This is a genomic window from Sphingobacterium sp. UBA7249 (assembly GCF_002472835.1).
Lineage (GTDB): Bacteria > Bacteroidota > Bacteroidia > Sphingobacteriales > Sphingobacteriaceae > Sphingobacterium > Sphingobacterium prati.
In genome coordinates this window covers 448,276-464,384 of record NZ_DKST01000015.1, presented here as the reverse complement: position 1 = coordinate 464,384, position 16,109 = coordinate 448,276, and the positions used below count along the sequence as shown (strand labels likewise).

The 16,109-nt window shown below is 40.7% G+C and carries 13 protein-coding genes and 1 tRNA gene; 5 read left to right on the top strand and 9 right to left on the bottom strand.

Features of this window, described 5'->3' with window-relative positions; translation table 11 throughout:
• The first annotated feature begins 5 nt into the window (after nucleotides 1-5).
• Nucleotides 6-1,013: a type I glyceraldehyde-3-phosphate dehydrogenase gene (gap, locus tag B4A24_RS12700; protein WP_293945405.1), complete on the top strand. Its 1,008-nt coding sequence runs from the start codon at nucleotides 6-8 to the stop codon at nucleotides 1,011-1,013.
• A gap of 86 nt (nucleotides 1,014-1,099) precedes the next feature.
• On the opposite strand, the gene B4A24_RS12695 is transcribed toward gap, so the two are convergent.
• Both B4A24_RS12695 and B4A24_RS12690 read right to left on the bottom strand, forming a co-directional pair.
• Nucleotides 1,100-1,879, bottom strand: a complete 780-nt coding sequence (locus B4A24_RS12695) for a TIGR02757 family protein (RefSeq protein WP_293945403.1) — start codon at nucleotides 1,877-1,879, stop codon at nucleotides 1,100-1,102.
• Nucleotides 1,880-1,887: 8 nt separating this feature from the next.
• A complete protein-coding gene (locus B4A24_RS12690; protein ID WP_293945401.1) occupies nucleotides 1,888-2,922 on the bottom strand; it encodes a quinone-dependent dihydroorotate dehydrogenase in 1,035 nt (344 codons plus the stop codon).
• A gap of 60 nt (nucleotides 2,923-2,982) precedes the next feature.
• Here B4A24_RS12690 and B4A24_RS12685 point away from each other — a divergent pair, with 60 nt between their 5' ends.
• Both B4A24_RS12685 and B4A24_RS12680 read left to right on the top strand, forming a co-directional pair.
• Nucleotides 2,983-4,902: an ABC-F family ATP-binding cassette domain-containing protein gene (locus tag B4A24_RS12685; RefSeq protein WP_293945399.1), complete on the top strand. Its 1,920-nt coding sequence runs from the start codon at nucleotides 2,983-2,985 to the stop codon at nucleotides 4,900-4,902.
• A gap of 130 nt (nucleotides 4,903-5,032) precedes the next feature.
• Nucleotides 5,033-5,105: transfer RNA gene (locus B4A24_RS12680), tRNA-Lys, on the top strand.
• 196 nt (nucleotides 5,106-5,301) lie between these two features.
• On the opposite strand, the gene B4A24_RS12675 is transcribed toward B4A24_RS12680, so the two are convergent.
• Both B4A24_RS12675 and B4A24_RS12670 read right to left on the bottom strand, forming a co-directional pair.
• Nucleotides 5,302-5,925 carry a hypothetical protein gene (locus B4A24_RS12675; RefSeq protein WP_293945398.1) on the bottom strand — a complete coding sequence of 208 codons (624 nt, stop codon included), beginning with the start codon at nucleotides 5,923-5,925 and terminating at the stop codon, nucleotides 5,302-5,304.
• Nucleotides 5,926-6,024: 99 nt separating this feature from the next.
• Nucleotides 6,025-6,492: a hypothetical protein gene (locus tag B4A24_RS12670; protein WP_293945396.1), complete on the bottom strand. Its 468-nt coding sequence runs from the start codon at nucleotides 6,490-6,492 to the stop codon at nucleotides 6,025-6,027.
• Between the two features lie 521 nt (nucleotides 6,493-7,013).
• Between B4A24_RS12670 and B4A24_RS12665 the strand changes: the two genes are divergently transcribed.
• Nucleotides 7,014-7,949: a 1-phosphofructokinase family hexose kinase gene (locus B4A24_RS12665; protein ID WP_293945394.1), complete on the top strand. Its 936-nt coding sequence runs from the start codon at nucleotides 7,014-7,016 to the stop codon at nucleotides 7,947-7,949.
• Nucleotides 7,950-8,003: 54 nt separating this feature from the next.
• On the top strand, nucleotides 8,004-8,717 hold the full coding sequence (locus B4A24_RS12660; protein WP_293945392.1) for a hypothetical protein: 714 nt from the start codon (nucleotides 8,004-8,006) through the stop codon (nucleotides 8,715-8,717).
• A 22-nt stretch (nucleotides 8,718-8,739) separates the two neighbouring features.
• Here B4A24_RS12660 and B4A24_RS12655 read toward each other — a convergent pair whose 3' ends face one another.
• The 5 genes from B4A24_RS12655 to B4A24_RS12635 form a co-directional block, all read right to left on the bottom strand.
• The gene (locus B4A24_RS12655) at nucleotides 8,740-9,741 is read right to left on the bottom strand and encodes a YihY/virulence factor BrkB family protein (RefSeq protein WP_293945391.1); all 1,002 of its coding nucleotides are present in this window, start codon (nucleotides 9,739-9,741) and stop codon (nucleotides 8,740-8,742) included.
• 97 nt (nucleotides 9,742-9,838) lie between these two features.
• Nucleotides 9,839-11,164, bottom strand: coding sequence for a hypothetical protein (locus tag B4A24_RS12650; RefSeq protein ID WP_293945389.1), 1,326 nt, complete (start codon nucleotides 11,162-11,164; stop codon nucleotides 9,839-9,841).
• Nucleotides 11,115-13,184, bottom strand: coding sequence for a hypothetical protein (locus tag B4A24_RS12645; RefSeq protein WP_293945387.1), 2,070 nt, complete (start codon nucleotides 13,182-13,184; stop codon nucleotides 11,115-11,117). Before B4A24_RS12645 ends, B4A24_RS12650 begins: the two co-directional genes overlap by 50 nt.
• Before the next feature lie 71 nt (nucleotides 13,185-13,255).
• Nucleotides 13,256-13,888, bottom strand: coding sequence for a response regulator (locus B4A24_RS12640; protein WP_172394301.1), 633 nt, complete (start codon nucleotides 13,886-13,888; stop codon nucleotides 13,256-13,258).
• 12 nt (nucleotides 13,889-13,900) lie between these two features.
• Entirely contained in the window at nucleotides 13,901-16,078 is a 2,178-nt protein-coding gene (locus B4A24_RS12635) for a tetratricopeptide repeat-containing sensor histidine kinase (protein WP_293945385.1), read from the bottom strand.
• Nucleotides 16,079-16,109 lie beyond the last annotated feature (31 nt).

Sequence of the window (16,109 nt, the reverse complement as noted above, 5' to 3'; positions counted from 1 at the left end):
CTGAAATGCTCAATATAGCGATAAACGGATTTGGGCGTATCGGAAGAAACACCCTGCGCAATATTTTTCTGCGTGAGACTTTTAGTCAGCTGCAGGTAGTTGCCATCAATGATTTGGCGGATACCAAGACTTTGGCCCATTTGTTCAAATATGATTCAGTTCATGGACCTTTCTCCGGCACGGTCACACACGACGAAAATCATATCATCGTGAATGGCCATCCCATTTTGGTAACTAATGAAAGAGATCCGGCCCTACTGCCCTGGAAATCTTTGCATATTGATGTTGTTGTTGAATCTACAGGCCTTTTTACAAGTCGCCAGAAAGCAACACTCCACTTAACTGCCGGAGCCAAAAAGGTAATCATCTCCGCTCCTCCAGCAGACAAAGATATTGCAACAGTTGTATTGGGTATCAACGACAACACGGTGGATCTCTCCGAATCCATTCTCTCGAATGCCTCCTGTACAACCAACAATGTCGCGCCCTTAGTCAAAATATTGGACGACAATTGGGGGATAAAAGATGGATATATCACTACCGTCCACTCCATGACGGGAGATCAAAATCTGCATGATGCACCACACAAAGATTTGAGACGCGCACGGGCAGCCTCTTCGGCGATCATACCGACAACGACAGGTGCTGCCAAGGCGATTACCAACGTCTTCCCGCATTTACAGGATAAATTGGGTGGCGCGGGTATACGTGTTCCTGTATTGAACGGATCATTGACAGATTTCACCTGTACCTTGGAAAAAGAAACAACGGTTGAAGAAATCAACAGCGCCTTCAAAGCCGCTGCGGAAAATGAATTAAAGCAAGTATTGTTTTATACAGAAGATCCAATCGTATCTGTCGATATTATAAACAATCCCTATTCTTGTGTTTTCGATGCCCAATTGACCTCAATTGTTGGCGGATTAGTGAAAGTTGTGGGCTGGTACGACAATGAATTTGGCTATTCCAATCGCTTGGTGGATCTCCTGATTAAGATCGACCATCTCGGTTGATCGCACTTGCTGAAGAACAAAAGGCCCGTATTTTTGAATGCGGGCTTTATAATATAGCACATTCGATATTGAAGCAAGACAGGTAATTAAAGTTCCCTTTCAACCCCCAGACCAAAAAGTGCAAAATCATACTTCACAGGATCGTTAGGATCCAGGAGGCGAAGATTTCCGGTCAGCTCAAGCGCTGTCTTCCAATTAACCTTTTCCAAAGTAATCAGTCCAAATTTTCGTGCAACACGTTCGACATGGACATCACATGGGCAGATGAGATCTTTTGGAGACAGCCGGTTCCAAAGACCAAAGTCAACCCCTTTATTATCCTTTCGGACCATCCAGCGCAGAAACATATTGATACGTTTGACAGTAGACTTCTGGGCTGGGCTACTGATATGTTTACGTGTACGATGTGGATAGTCAGGCAAAGAAAAGAAATACACTTTAAATGCATTGAGCGCCTGTTCCAAATTCACCGCTTCCATGGCTTCCTGTCCCACCAAAAAGGCGTCCTCCAAGGAGGTAAAGTGATTGTAATGGTGTTTAAAAAAAGCAACGAAATAGAGTATATCCGTATCGTTGAACGTACGATGCTTAAAACCAAGCAGGCTTTTTAAGTCCTGCTCCTGATGGTTCATAATAAAATCGTAAGGCGTACCGTCCATTCTTTTGATCAGTTCATTGCATTTGTTAATAATCGTTTTACGTTGTCCCCAAGCCATAATAGCGGCCAGGAACCCTGTAATTTCAATATCATGCTTGGCAGAAAATTGATGTGGAATGGAGATCGGGTCATTGGGGATAAAATTGGGTTGATTATATTCATCAACCTTTTTATCCAAAAAGTCTTTTAAATTAAAATCTACAGTCATTTCCTAATCTATCGTCCTGTCTGTAGTATCCCTTTACAGATGTTTGCAATCAAGCCCGGCCCTTCATAGATAAATCCGGTATATACCTGGATAAGACTGGCACCTGCATCAAGCTTTTCAATAGCGTCCTTGGCAGAATGAATGCCGCCGACACCAATAATCGGGAATGCTTTATTGGATTTTTCATTTAAGTAACGGATTACTTCCGTAGAGCGCTTGGTCAGTGGTCGTCCGCTTACTCCTCCGGCTTCCTTGGTCAACTCCTCCTGGCTCTTTAAACCTTCTCTCGAAATCGTGGTATTTGTGGCAATGACCCCTGCAATCTGTGTCTCCACAACGATTTCCACAATATCATCTAATTGGCTGTCTGTTAGATCGGGAGCAATCTTAAGCAAAATAGGTTTTGAAGCTGGTTTTGCTTTATTCAAGTGCTGTAGGGTATTTAGTATATTTTTCAACGGTTCTTTTTCCTGCAGATCCCTTAGGCCAGGTGTATTGGGTGAACTGACATTGACTACAAAATAATCCACGTAATCAAAGAGTGCATTGAAGCAATAAATATAATCGTTTACCGCCTCTTCGTTCGGTGTAACTTTATTCTTTCCAATATTGCCGCCGATAAGAAGTCCTTTTCGGTCTTTCAGGTTCTTCAAGCGATTTGCGGCCACATCCGCTCCCTGATTATTAAATCCCATACGGTTGATCAGCGCTTCATCCGCCACAAGACGAAACATCCGTGGTTTATCATTTCCCGGCTGAGGTTTTGGTGTAACTGTTCCGATTTCAATAAAACCAAATCCTAAATTAGTCATGTCGGAAATATATTCGGCATTTTTATCGAAGCCGGCGGCCAGACCTACCGGGTTTTTAAACTTCAATCCAAACACCTCACGTTCCAAACGAGGATCTTCTACCGTAAAAATAGCATTCAATAATCGCTTGGCACCCCAGATTTTTGAGAAGACATTCAATCCGCCGGTCACCCTATGGTGAGCCGTCTCCGGATTCATTGTAAAGAATATAGGTTTGACTAATTTATACATAATCGCAAAGTTACTCAAACAAGAAGAAATATTCATTACTTTTGTACTTTTGCATTTGAAATGATATCAATAAATAATTTAACATTTGAAATAGGATCCCGTGCGTTGTATGATGAGGCAAACTGGCACATCAAACCAGGTGATAAAGTAGGTTTAATAGGTGCCAATGGTGCCGGAAAATCTACCTTATTGCGGTTAATTGTTGGACAGTATGCCCCAACTTCGGGAACGATTTCCATGGCAAAGGACCTTAAGATCGGTTATCTAAATCAAGATTTACTATCTTACCATTCCGACAAGAGTATTCTATATGTAGCCATGGAAGCGTTCGAACGCCAAAATCAGTTACATGCCGAAATCGAGGATTTACTCGCTAAATTGGAAACTGATTATTCGGACGATATTCTCAATAAACTCAGTGACAGACAGTTGGAATTTGAAGCGCTGGATGGTTACAATCTCGAGTTTAAAGCCCACGAGATCCTGGCCGGTCTGGGTTTTTCAGAAGAAGAACAAAAAAGACCTCTGGCAACATTCTCTGGAGGATGGCGCATGCGTGTAATGCTTGCCAAAATCCTGTTGCAGACTCCTGATATTCTATTGTTGGATGAGCCTACCAACCACATGGATTTACCTTCGATCAAATGGCTTGAAAACTATTTACAGGCTTTTGACGGAGCCATTGTCATTGTATCACACGATAGGTATTTTCTGGACCGCATCATCAAAAAAACAGTAGAGTCACGCAAAGGAAAATTAACACTTTATGCAGGTAACTATAGCTTTTACCTAGAGGAAAAAGAGTTAAGAAACGAACTACAGGCCAACCAGTTCAAAAACCAGCAAGCGAAGATCAAGCAGGAAGAACGGCTTATCGAACGTTTCCGTGCCAAAGCGTCCAAGGCAAAAATGGCACAGTCGCGTATTAAAGCCTTGGATAGAATGGAAAAGATTGAAGATGTGGATGACGATAATCCAACCGTCAACTTTAGCTTCAAATTTTCAAAACCTTCTGGCCGTCATGTAGTGACATTAGACAATATTTCTAAATCTTATCCGAACTTAGAAATACTAAAAAATACCTCTGCAATTATTGAAAAAGGTGATAAAATTGCTTTGATCGGTGCAAACGGAAAAGGTAAGTCTACCCTACTTCGTATTGTCGCTGGTACAGACGACCAATTTGAAGGCAAAGCAGAACATGGGCACAATGTCTCACAAACGTTCTTTGCACAGCACCAGTTGGAGGCACTTCACCTCGAAAACTCAATATTGGCCGAGCTCCAGGCATTTGCCCCAAAACATACGGAGACCGAATTGCGTTCAATACTAGGCTGTTTCCTATTTACCGGCGATGATGCCTTCAAGAAAATTAAAGTACTATCTGGAGGTGAAAAATCCCGTGTAGCCCTTGCGAAAGCACTGACAGCTGATGCCAACTTTCTGGCGCTCGATGAACCTACCAACCACTTGGATATGCAATCGGTCAATATTTTGATCCAAGCTTTGCAACAATTTGAAGGAACGTTTATTGTTGTTTCGCACGACCGCTATTTTCTGGATCACGTGGCCAATAAAATTTGGTATATCGAAGATAAGGAGATCAAAGAATATCCGGGCACTTATCAGGAGTATGAAGAATGGGCGGCAAAACGTATTATAAAAACTGAGGGCAAAGCGGAGAAAAAAGTCAAAGAAGAGCCAAAGGTCAAAAAGGAAAAACAGGCGCCATCTGAAGACCGGACACGGTTGCTGAGCAAAAAGAACAAAGAGCTTTCGACGTTGGAGAAAAACGTCGAAGAACAGGAAATAGTGGTCAAGGACCTGGAATTAAAACTCGCGGATGAAGCTGTTTATTCGGATGCGACTAAGTTACAGGAAACTACACGCGCTTACAATTCGGCCAAGGCCCAGTTAATCCATTATCAGGAACAATGGGAGCAATTGGCCGAGGAAATTATGGAATTGGAAAACGATTAATTTTTTTGGCTTAAAATCAGCTTTTTAAGCGTGCTAACGCGATTTTAAACTGAAAAAATTTGCAGGAGTAGGATTAAAGCCCTACTTTTGCATCACTTCAAACAGGGAACGACAGTTCAAAAAGAAGTACGATTCCGTAGCTCAGCTGGTAGAGCAATACACTTTTAATGTATGGGTCCTGGGTTCGAATCCCAGCGGGATCACAAAAGGAAAAGCTAATCGCAAGATTAGCTTTTCTTGTTTAAAGGTATCAGGATTCGAACGAAAGGTCGGCCGGGTTCGATCCAACTCCCATTCATAAATTCCTTTCTCAAAGATGAGAAGGTACTTCCTTGTCCATATCCGGATGAGTATTCCTGTTCATCCAATTTAAGTGTAAAATCTGCGATTTTCCAGTATTCAATTTAATTCCTGCGCTGTACCAGCCTGTACTTTTTTAAATTTACCGTCGTTTTCTAAAATGAAGGTTTCGGTTTCAAAAATAGGATCTTCGCTCATCCAATTGCTATTTGTTACCACTATTTTATTTTTCTCTATTCTACTCGTTTTCGCAAATGCAGATTCCGCTACTTCATCATATGCAATTTCCAGTTTGTCGATTATTTTGCTGTCCTTATCTATTGTGATCAATATTGTGAATAATTCGTGCTCACCGCCTTGGTAGGTAGCCACAATGGAAGCAAATTTTTCAGAAAATGGTATTTTATAATTAAGCCTAAAATTTGTCGCATCTTTACGTCTCGGGTCAAAATTGATCTTTTTCAGAAAACCGCTATCACGTATCCCTGATTTTTCAAAATTCTCGAAGTCAGTGGAGTCCAATATCGGAAAATGCCGGATGGGAAGCGATGTTAACAGATCAGTTTCTGCACCCGAAATTACCTTAATTGGCACTGAATGCACGCTATCCTTTCCAAATACTTCTTTTAATGGAGATTTTTCCATCATTTTCTTTTCCGTTTTATTATCACACGCCGTGAAAACAAACGCTGTTACCAGAATAAGTGTATATATTTTTATCATCCCACCCTTTTTAAGATAAATTGTTATGCTATTCCTTCTATAGATCTTTAGTCAATTATATAAGGATCAACCTAAAATTTTGCTTTTGCTACTTTAAAATCAATTGTTAGCTCGTTCCCCATCTATATTCATCTTTACCTGATAAACATGTTCAACAATGTACTTCCATTCATTGTTATTATAGGCATTCATTTTTGAGATGGTATCAGAATTGCTTACTACAATAATCTTGATATCAATTCCATCCATGGATTGAACACTTTTACCTCCCTTTGCGGACTTAAATGCTACCAAATTGATATTAGCTATAAGGTTATTCCAATCCTGAGATACTGTTTTCTTACGATATTCCGAATTCTTCTCCGGATTAGCGGCGACAGTTTGCTTATAGTGCGTGGAATCCTCATCTATTAACATACGGGAGCTATACCCCAGCTGGCCACCGGCACACATGATTTCAACCGACTGTATTTCTATATTTTTCATAACCTTAGGCTGGGCGGTTTTATAGTTGTTGCTGTCAGCACAACTGAGCAAAAACAACGATAAAATAGTTAATTTATACATCTCTCAAAATTTAGACTTTAATATTTGGTTTACTTGTGTCAGTCTACTGAAAACCAACCACAATTGCTACGGTCCAGGTCCCCTATTCAATACTGCCTCTGATTTTTCATTCACTGTTGGTATTATTTAATTTACCAATGTACCTTCACGAATAACACTATAAATTTAAGACATTTATCATCCCGCTTAAGCGCAATTTTATATTCGCAGAGGATGGCTTATAATCCGTCGGACACAAATCATTATTTAAATCACGGTCTTTGCACTATGATCAATTGCCGCTAAAAAACAATGGAGCGAACTGCTTGACAGCGTTAATGTCGTAGAAAGTGAGCCTGTGACAGTCGCGAGGATGTATATCAAGACAATGGCCTGTAAATTTCATCATAATTGTGTATATATTACAAATATCAATTATCTTCATGGTATGGACGCTATCTTTATTGTAATTCGCTCCTGAGGTAATGGTATTATGGCAATAAGGAGTATAGGATAAACCTGAATTTAACAACAGTAATAGGATGAAAAAATCTATTTTAACCATAACATTAAACCCCTCGGTAGACAAAAGTACCAGTGTTCAAAACATCGTTCCAGAAAAAAAACTGCGCTGCAACGCTCCAAAGTACGAAGCCGGAGGCGGCGGTATTAACGTAAGCCGCGCGCTCAAACGGCTTGGCATACCTTCTGATGCGCTTTTTACTTCCGGTGGAAAAACGGGCGATATGCTGGAGCTTCTTTTGAAACAGGAAGGACTCGATATTATACCAATCCACATAAGCAGTGAAACAAGAGAAAACTTTATTGTTGTAGACCAGACCACCAACCAGCAATACCGGTTTGGATTTCCAGGTGCATCTTTTACAGCAAATGAACAAGATGAAATTCTGACTATTATCGACCAATTATATCCGGCACCTGATTTTGTTGTCATCAGTGGTAGCCTTCCAGGCGACATCTCCGCTGAATTTATCGGGTTTCTTATCAAGAAATATAAAACAAAAGGAAGTAAAGTCGTCGTAGATACATCCGGAGATGCCCTTAGAGCTGCACTGGAGGAAGGTGTGTTTTTGCTGAAACCCAATGCTGGTGAATTGGCAGCCCTTGTCGGGAAAGAGGAACTGGAAAATACAGATTTAGATCATGCTGCCCAACAAATAATTGCACAGGGCCAAGCGGCCATTGTTGTGGTATCTTTGGGGGCTCAGGGAGCTGCATTGTATACCGCAACAGAAAAAATTCGAATGATCCCACCGCTTGTAAAAACACGTAGTACGGTTGGTGCCGGGGACAGCATGGTTGCGGGCATGGTTTCCGTTCTGGCTGGACAGGGAACTCCTGAAGAAATACTTCGTATGGGAATTGCCTGTGGCTCAGCCACCACAATGGCTGAAGGAACTGCCCTTTTTCAAAAGAAAGATGTGGATAGATTATATGCCGAAGTCAGAAAGCACTAAGCGATCGTATAACTCACAAACAGGCGAGTTTTAAGCTAATCAATTATCGTATTTATGCACATCAAAAAAATTCAGAACAACAATCTCTTTGCTTATAGAAGATTACGCAGGGCAATCGGGTATTTGGGAATTCTCCTGCCCGTGATCTTAGTTTCATTTTCACTTTTCAAGTTTTTTGACACAACGATACAACCGTCCATAAGTCATTATTATTTTTCAAACCTGCGTGAAATTTTTACAGGAACATTATGTGCCGTAGGGTTATTTCTTATTTGCTATAAAGGCAATGGAAACAAAGTCATCTGGAAGAATGACAACCTGCTTACAAACCTTGCTGGATTTATGGCGATTGCAGTCGCATTTATTCCTACGGATCCGATCGGTACCAGCTGCACACAATGTACGCTGATTTCGATTGGATTGAAAGAACTGCACTATGGATTTGCTGCTGTACTTTTTCTAACTTTTGCATTCCTTTCGATCAATGTATTTACAATTGGCCAAGAACCGAACAGCGAGATACCCATAAGCATACTAAATGAAAACAATATTTACCGATTTTGTGGATATGGTATAATCATTTGCATTGCATTCATTCCGCTCAAGCTCTTTGGACACGCGACACTTGTATTTGAAGCGATAGCGCTCTTTTTATTCGGCACATCATGGCTGATCAAAGGGCGTGCTCTGGGAGATAAAGGCCATATTGGCGAAAAGCTATACCGTGAGCACAATACCACCGACACCGAAGAGAGAGCATCGAACTAAAAGCTAAAAAGCCGACAAGGTCCTAATGTTTGTGATCATCTGCCGGATCAATTTCCACCCTCTTCTCCTCCTGAGTCAGGGGAGCCGGCGGAATCTCACCATCTGCGCGTTCGATCTCCTGGGTTTCCACATGTACGGCGAACTGGGCGGGCTCAATCGGGATCCCCATCACCGTTGCGTATTCTCTTGTGTAGATGGCTCCGAAATATAAAATAGCTGCAGTATAATATACCCAAAGCAAAATCAGGACAAAGGAGCCCGCAGCACCATAGGTATCCTGTGTCGCCGAATGCTCGAGGTATATTCCGATCAGATAACGGCCAAAAACAAATAAAATCGAGGTAAACAAAGCACCTGCGCGCACAGTTCGCCACTCAATATTAACATCTGGAAGGACTTTAAATATGATACTAAAAAGTAGGAATATGATTCCAAACGACAGCGCAAAGTTGATTCCATCAAGCAACAGTACCGTCATGTCAGGAAAATAGCGCTGCAATTGTCCGGTCATAGCCAAAATTACTCCATTGATAATCAGGGTGACGACCAACAAAAACCCGAGTCCGATGACCAAAGAAGAGGACAACAAACGGTCCTGAATTAACTTTAACCAGCCTTTTTTTGGTTTTGCCCGTACATGCCAGATTTTATTGATTGAATTCTGAATATCTCCAAATACAGTGGTCGCTCCCAAAATCAAGGTGATGCTACTGATGATCAGAGCCATATTGGATTTTCCCGATAGTTCAAGATTTTGGATAACTTCCTGGATCTGTTTGGCCGCACTATTGCCTACCAAGCCGCGCAACTCCATAAACACCTTTCCTTCAATAGCATCTTCGCCATAAAATATTCCGGCAAGTGCGATGATCAATACTAAAATCGGACCGATAGAAAAAACAGTATAGTAAGATAAGGAAGCACTATATTTCATTGAATCTTCATTTATAAATCCAGCAACGCTACTTTTCAAAATGCGCCAGTAGGTCTTTATTTTACTTCTACTTTTAGTTCTAATATCCATAGTAATCACCTTTGTTATTATGAATAAACTGCTCAGCAGCAAAGAAAGTTTTGGATTTTACAAAGAAACAGTGAAGAACTCTTGTATCACTACCTGATTATTTATGCGAATAGTCCCGAATAGTTCCCTGAAGAATAAGCTGATTTGACCGGGAAACTTTCAAGCTGAGATCCATGTCCGAAGCAATCGCCTTTAACATCAGAATCGGTGTCACTTTTAAGGCATCCGGCCAATCCGCAAGATGTATCGCTACATGTGAGAGACTATTGGTCTTCGTATATTTTGACTGTAAATTATCTTTGGCAGATGCTGTAGACAATAGATAAGACTGTTCATCTTTCCGCTGAAACCATTGGTAAAACAGCTTATTGGGTAGAAATTTCGACAATTCCGCATCACCTCTTATACTCAAGCTGACATTGGGTACTTTGCTTTCATAGGGCGTTTTCTCTGCCACTGTCTCAAAATTATCATTGACAGCATAATTAATAATCGTGTCTGTCTGTACTACCTGACTATTCAAAATTTCGATATCAACATAATCCCCATTGGCATGCGCCATAATCGAATCCGCTGCTATCGGAAGATCAGTTAAAATACGCTTTATAGTTGTCTTTAGACCTTGATTCGGGAAATTGATCCAGCCTTTGCTGATATAATTTTCCTTTGCTAACTCCCGAACAAGATATTCTTGTGGAAAATTCCAAGTGCTTGACTGAAGTTCCCCCGCGATTTCTATCCGGCTGCCTTTCAAATCAAATTCAATAAAATTATTTGTGGAAATGTTGCTGTAACGTAATGATGCGCGTGTTAATTCACTCGGTCGGTCGATGAAATGCTCAATGGAAATCCGCTCTGAATCGGATTGAATCAATTGGAGCATTTCATCTTTCTTTTTGTCCAGATTAAATCCCAGTCCCACCAATAATTCACGGCCTTTCCAAACAAATGCAATTTTGTTTGCCTCCTGATACGCATAATTTACCCCAGGAGCGGCATTATTTTCGATGGCATCGACAGCCAAACCCTCCTTTAAAAAAGTCAGAAATTGCTTCTCATCTTTTAAATCAAAAAATGCATAAAAGTTCTTCGCGCTGTCTTCCAGTGAAAAAAGAAATACATTCGCCTTGATATCTATTCCGTTGTCCTTAAGTTTATTCAATTTTTTGGCGAAGTCCTGTCCTCCTTTTGGTGCTGTTTGCCATTTATCGAAAAATTGGTTCAATAGAATATCATCCAAGGAAATCGTCAATAAGGCTCTACTTTTTTTATGTACGACAGACTGATACGACTGCTGCTGTCGGATGATATAAATTCCCCAGCCAACTATAGCCAGTACTACGAGAATACCTAAAGTCCAAATTATTCCTTTTTTAATCATTGTCAGTTGTATCAATTGGGTAGTCAAATTCGGGTTGTTCATCCGGTACAATTCCATCAAGCAGTTGGTTGATAACAAACTGTAGTCCGTTATTTGCCGTCACCGGCAACGCTAGTTGTACATCCGTTTCCAATCTATCACCTACAATGCCTTTAGAACTCACTGTAAAATTACCATAATTATTCAATTCTGCTAATGTAGAACGCAAGCTGTTACCTGATACTATACCCAGCTCCTTTGTTAGAGCAGGTATTTTCCCGGTCTGGAATGCTGCCGAAAATTTACTTCCCTTCATAAGCTTCACAAAAGATTTATTGACTTTGGCAGGACGATCTTGGTGCAAAATTTTATTTAGTGCAAGACTATCGTTGCTGATCATCACCAAATCCTCTTTGAACATTAAGTATACTGGGAAATCTTTACCATTGCCTTGTTTGATTTTATAGATACCGTCCGCTAAGATAGCCTCATTCTTTGATACTGCCACGTCCGCTGTCTTTCTGATGATCTTTTGATCTTCCGATGTGAACATCCATATGAAAGATGGCATCTTCTCCTCCTTTGTCTTTTTTACTTCCTTGGCTTCATAATTATCATCATACTCGTAATCGACGTAGTCTACCTTTAAATTAGTTATTCCATTGACAACAACCAAATTATCCCCGGGCATAATTTTGGCAATGGCTTTTTCATCCAATGCAATTTCAAGTCCAAGAGTCAGAAGTTCAAATAACTCATTTTCTTTGCCAAAATATTTTTTCAGATTTTTCCCAAAAAAGGCCGGCATTTCCTTTAAGTAAGCCTCTGTATTTATATTGACATTAAAATATCCCAACGTTTCCGTTGTTAAATACTTGGCAAATTTGGGATTTGGCTTTCTGGCATATAACTTTTTGGTCAGGTTTATCAAGTCTTTTCCTAAGGTTACACTTGCTTTCAGCGTAATTTTATTTTGTTGCTGTGCCAGGTCAAAAAACATATCTCTATAGCCGCTTTTCAAGGAGAAATCGCTTGTATTATAATAGGCGTCCACGATGGACCTTACGGAATGAAGTCCACTATAAAAGCTTCCAGCTCTAGGAATCCATACACGCGCCAGGTCCACATTTTTAAATAATCGTGTCTGCTCCTGTACCTTTATATTTGGATATTTACCACTCAATAATTGCTCCTGCTCATGCAGTAGCCACTTCTCCAACAACACATTTTTAATGGAATCATTTCGTCTATTCACTTCCTCAAAGGTTGTGTCAAGTGAATCATAGTTGACAGGACTATCATACACACTTGTATCAGTGTCTTTTGCACTGTCATAGACCTCCAATGGTTCTATTTCTGTCGGCTCTTCAGCTTGCAATGTGTCAAAGTCAAACGCATCCCATTCCATCGTGGAGGAATCCATTAGACTAGTATCTATAACGGCGCAATCAGTTGCTTCATCGGCCGCAGCTGTAGCTGCTGCTACGGCTGCAGCAGCATAGTCCGTATTTTCAATACCATATAGTGCAGCAATAGAATCATTGGCGAAATAAGTCTGTCCGACCTCCCCTTTTAGTACCCTGAACTCCTTGGCATTCCAGGCGAGTAGTTGCCCATCCATTGTTTTAAATCGGTGGTAACCGTTCAACGACGGAAGCGGGGTTCCCTGCATATTCAGCAACCTTTCAAAGCGGTTGCTATCATTGATCGGGATGATAATTTCACCGTATAACAAACTATCCCTGTCGTTTCGGTAATATATAGCTATTCCTTTTGAATCCACACCAGTCTGTTGAAAATCCTTTTTCAGATCAATGCTTTTCTTTTCAAAATGTTTGAAAAAGCCAATACGGTCCAACAGTTTATTCAGTGTGGCAGCCTCAGCAGATTCAACGACCTTAGCTAAATTAATAGCCACCACTGTATTTGATCCATCGGGTATTTTGGTACCAAAGCCCTGCGCACGAACTGTACTGAGACCTAAGCCTAAAGACAATACTAGGCCAAAACCATAGGGAAGCAATTTTCTTCCCCGACAACGGAATACATAATTTGATATAACCATATACTTTTGATACTTCATCTATAGCATCAAAAGTATCAAATGCATGGGGTTATTCTCATCCCTGAATTCAGGTAATTCCCGGATTTCCTTTAGGCTTCGCGTATCAAACCGTATTCTATGGCAGATTTGACAGCCGCGGTCACACTTTTTGTCTGAAATTTTTCCATTAAGTTTTTACGGTGGCTCTCCACGGTATGTGAACTGATAAATAAGGATTCAGCAATCTGATTGGTCGTCATTCCTTTGGCCACAAAAGTCAGTATCTCCTTTTCGCGACGGGTAAGTTTGGGAACTTGCTTCAGTCCCGCTTCTGTCTTCTTATTGAGTATGACCTGAGTTTTTGCACAGATGTAGCGCTTGCCAACCAAAACATCGGATATGGCAGCAATAATCTCAGCGCCGGTGGCATTTTTTTGAAGATAAGCATCCGCACCCTCATTTAATATACTATTGATCACCGCTAGTTCGTTATGGACACTAAAAGCGACAATTTTTAGTTCATTATGACGCTCTTTCAATCCCTTTACCAGATCAATTCCATTTGCATCGGGAAGATTGATATCCAGTAACAGTACAAGTGGCGCGTCTGATGCAATGTTTGTGAATAAGTCTGCAGCACTTGTATACATCCCCACGACCTCAAAATCTTCATGGGTATTAATAATATTCTTTAGCCCCTCCAGCAAAAGAGGATGATCATCTGTAATCGCTATCTTTATCATTTTACACTATAATTAAACGAGCGGCATTTCAATTTCTATCGTGGTTCCCTCACCTAGCGCAGATAAAATCTTCATATCACCATATAGAAAAGAAAGCCTTGACTGTATATTGTGCATTCCTGCGGAATGCTGTAAATCCACCTTTTCGGTATCAAATCCCCTGCCATCATCTTCAATGGTAATATGTAAACGCTCATTGTGTGCAGAAAGTTGTATTAGGACATTGCTTGCTTCGGCATGTTTCAATGCATTGTTCACAAGTTCCTGAATTATTCTGTATAGAGAGATTTCATGTTCCGTACTTAAATTTGATTCAAATTGAAGGAATTCGCACTCCACTTGACAATTCGGCTGACTCATCCGCGCGGCGTAGTCCCTTAGAGCTTCCTGTAAACCATATTTGACAATCAGATCCGGCATCAGGTTATGTGCAAGTTTACGCAGCTCGTCGACGGCATCATCTAATAGTTCAATGCTTCGTGTAATGCCTTCCTTCACAGCGGCCTGTTCGGATTCCTTATCGTTGAGGGATGACAAGCCAAGTTTTGTGCTCGACAACAGTCCGCCTAAACCATCGTGTAGATCTCGGGCCAAACGTGTCCGCTCTTTCTCTTCTCCGGCCAACATCGCGGTCAGATTTTTTATGGCATGCTGCTGGTTATTCTTCTCAATCTCGAGGCTATGTAAGTGCTCTTTTTGCTTCAATGTGTTGGAACGCTGCCAATATGCATAAAACAATAAAATGACGGCGATTAAACAGCTAATAAATAACCAGATATAGATGGAATTCATACGCGACTTAAAAGCGATCTCCTGCTTCGAAACATCAAGCTCCTGCAATCGTTGCGCATTTTCCAGACGGCTTAATTGAAGGTCCTTCTCCTTTTTGTCCCGTTCTAACTGAAGCACTTTCAACTGTTGTGTTCGGTTTAGTTCATTTAACTTTAAGTTCTCAACCAATTGATTTTGACGGTCATTAAGGGCTCTCATCAACGTGATTTGTTGTTCTTTTTTTTCCCCTTCCAAACGCAGCCGCATTAACTTTTGGTTCTGCAATTCCCGTTCATATTTGATTTCAAGTTGTTTGGTTTTATCCAGCTTATCTGAATTGAAAGCCTCCTCGAAAACATCGATATAGCTCTTTTGGAACTGAAATGCCTCCTCATATTTCCCCTCTTCGACACTCACCTCAGCAAGTCTACTATAGAGGCTCAGTCCTACCTGATAATCATAATGTGGCTCCCGCTGTAAGTTATAGAGTGCCTGCTGTAAATATTTTTTCCCCAGATCCCGATTTCCATTTTTGAATGCTTCATCAGCCAATACGCCGTAGGCAGGTACTGTAAGCGCATATTGTCCGGTCTCCTGTGCAATTTCTAAGGCTTGTTGGGCAAATGAAGCCGCCTTTTTTGCAGCATTTTCGGGATAGAATTCGTGATATAGATTAGCTAAATTAACGGAAACATAAGCCATATCCGTCGGGTTAATAAGATTCTTCCGATTATTTTTCGCTATTTGGTAAGCTTGAAGATAATGCTCTTCCGCTTTCTTCAATACGTTTGGGTTCGTTCGATCTGACCGATACTCTTCCTCAAACAGATAGCCGGCTTGCATATAGGCATCAAATAAACTATTTATATTCCGGCCAGCTTTGGCTGTCTCCAGTAAAAGACTTGTATATTTTTCCTGAAATTCGAAATTCCGCTGATTGGCGTAAATAGCGGTTAACTCTTTATAAATTGCTAACTTTCGCGCGATATTCACATCAGTCTGGGGGGCCTTTTCCAAAAAGGAAATTGCTTTATGAAACTGCGAAACAGCCTGATCCTCTTTATTCTGCCTTGTCATAATCCAGCCATCACAATAATAGATATATCCCTTAGTACTGTTGTCAACGATAATCGGTAGAACAGATTTTGCATGTTCCAGATAAAAACCTGATTTCTCAAAGAGATGATCATTATAACTGTTTATCGCTGCAATGCAATTTAAATAGGCATAGTACTGTTTATCTGGATAATTTTTGGCCAGTTGAATATTATCATTTAGCAACTGGCTAGCTAATGCCTTCTCATTATTGAAATATAATGCTTGCGCATATTTTCCAGTCAGTAGAAAACGCTCCTTACTTCCTAAGGGAAGATTATAATAAGATTTCTGAAGCTCCTGAAGCTGTTCTTGCGCATGCAATGAAAGGCAGGAAAGTAGAAAAACTAAGCAT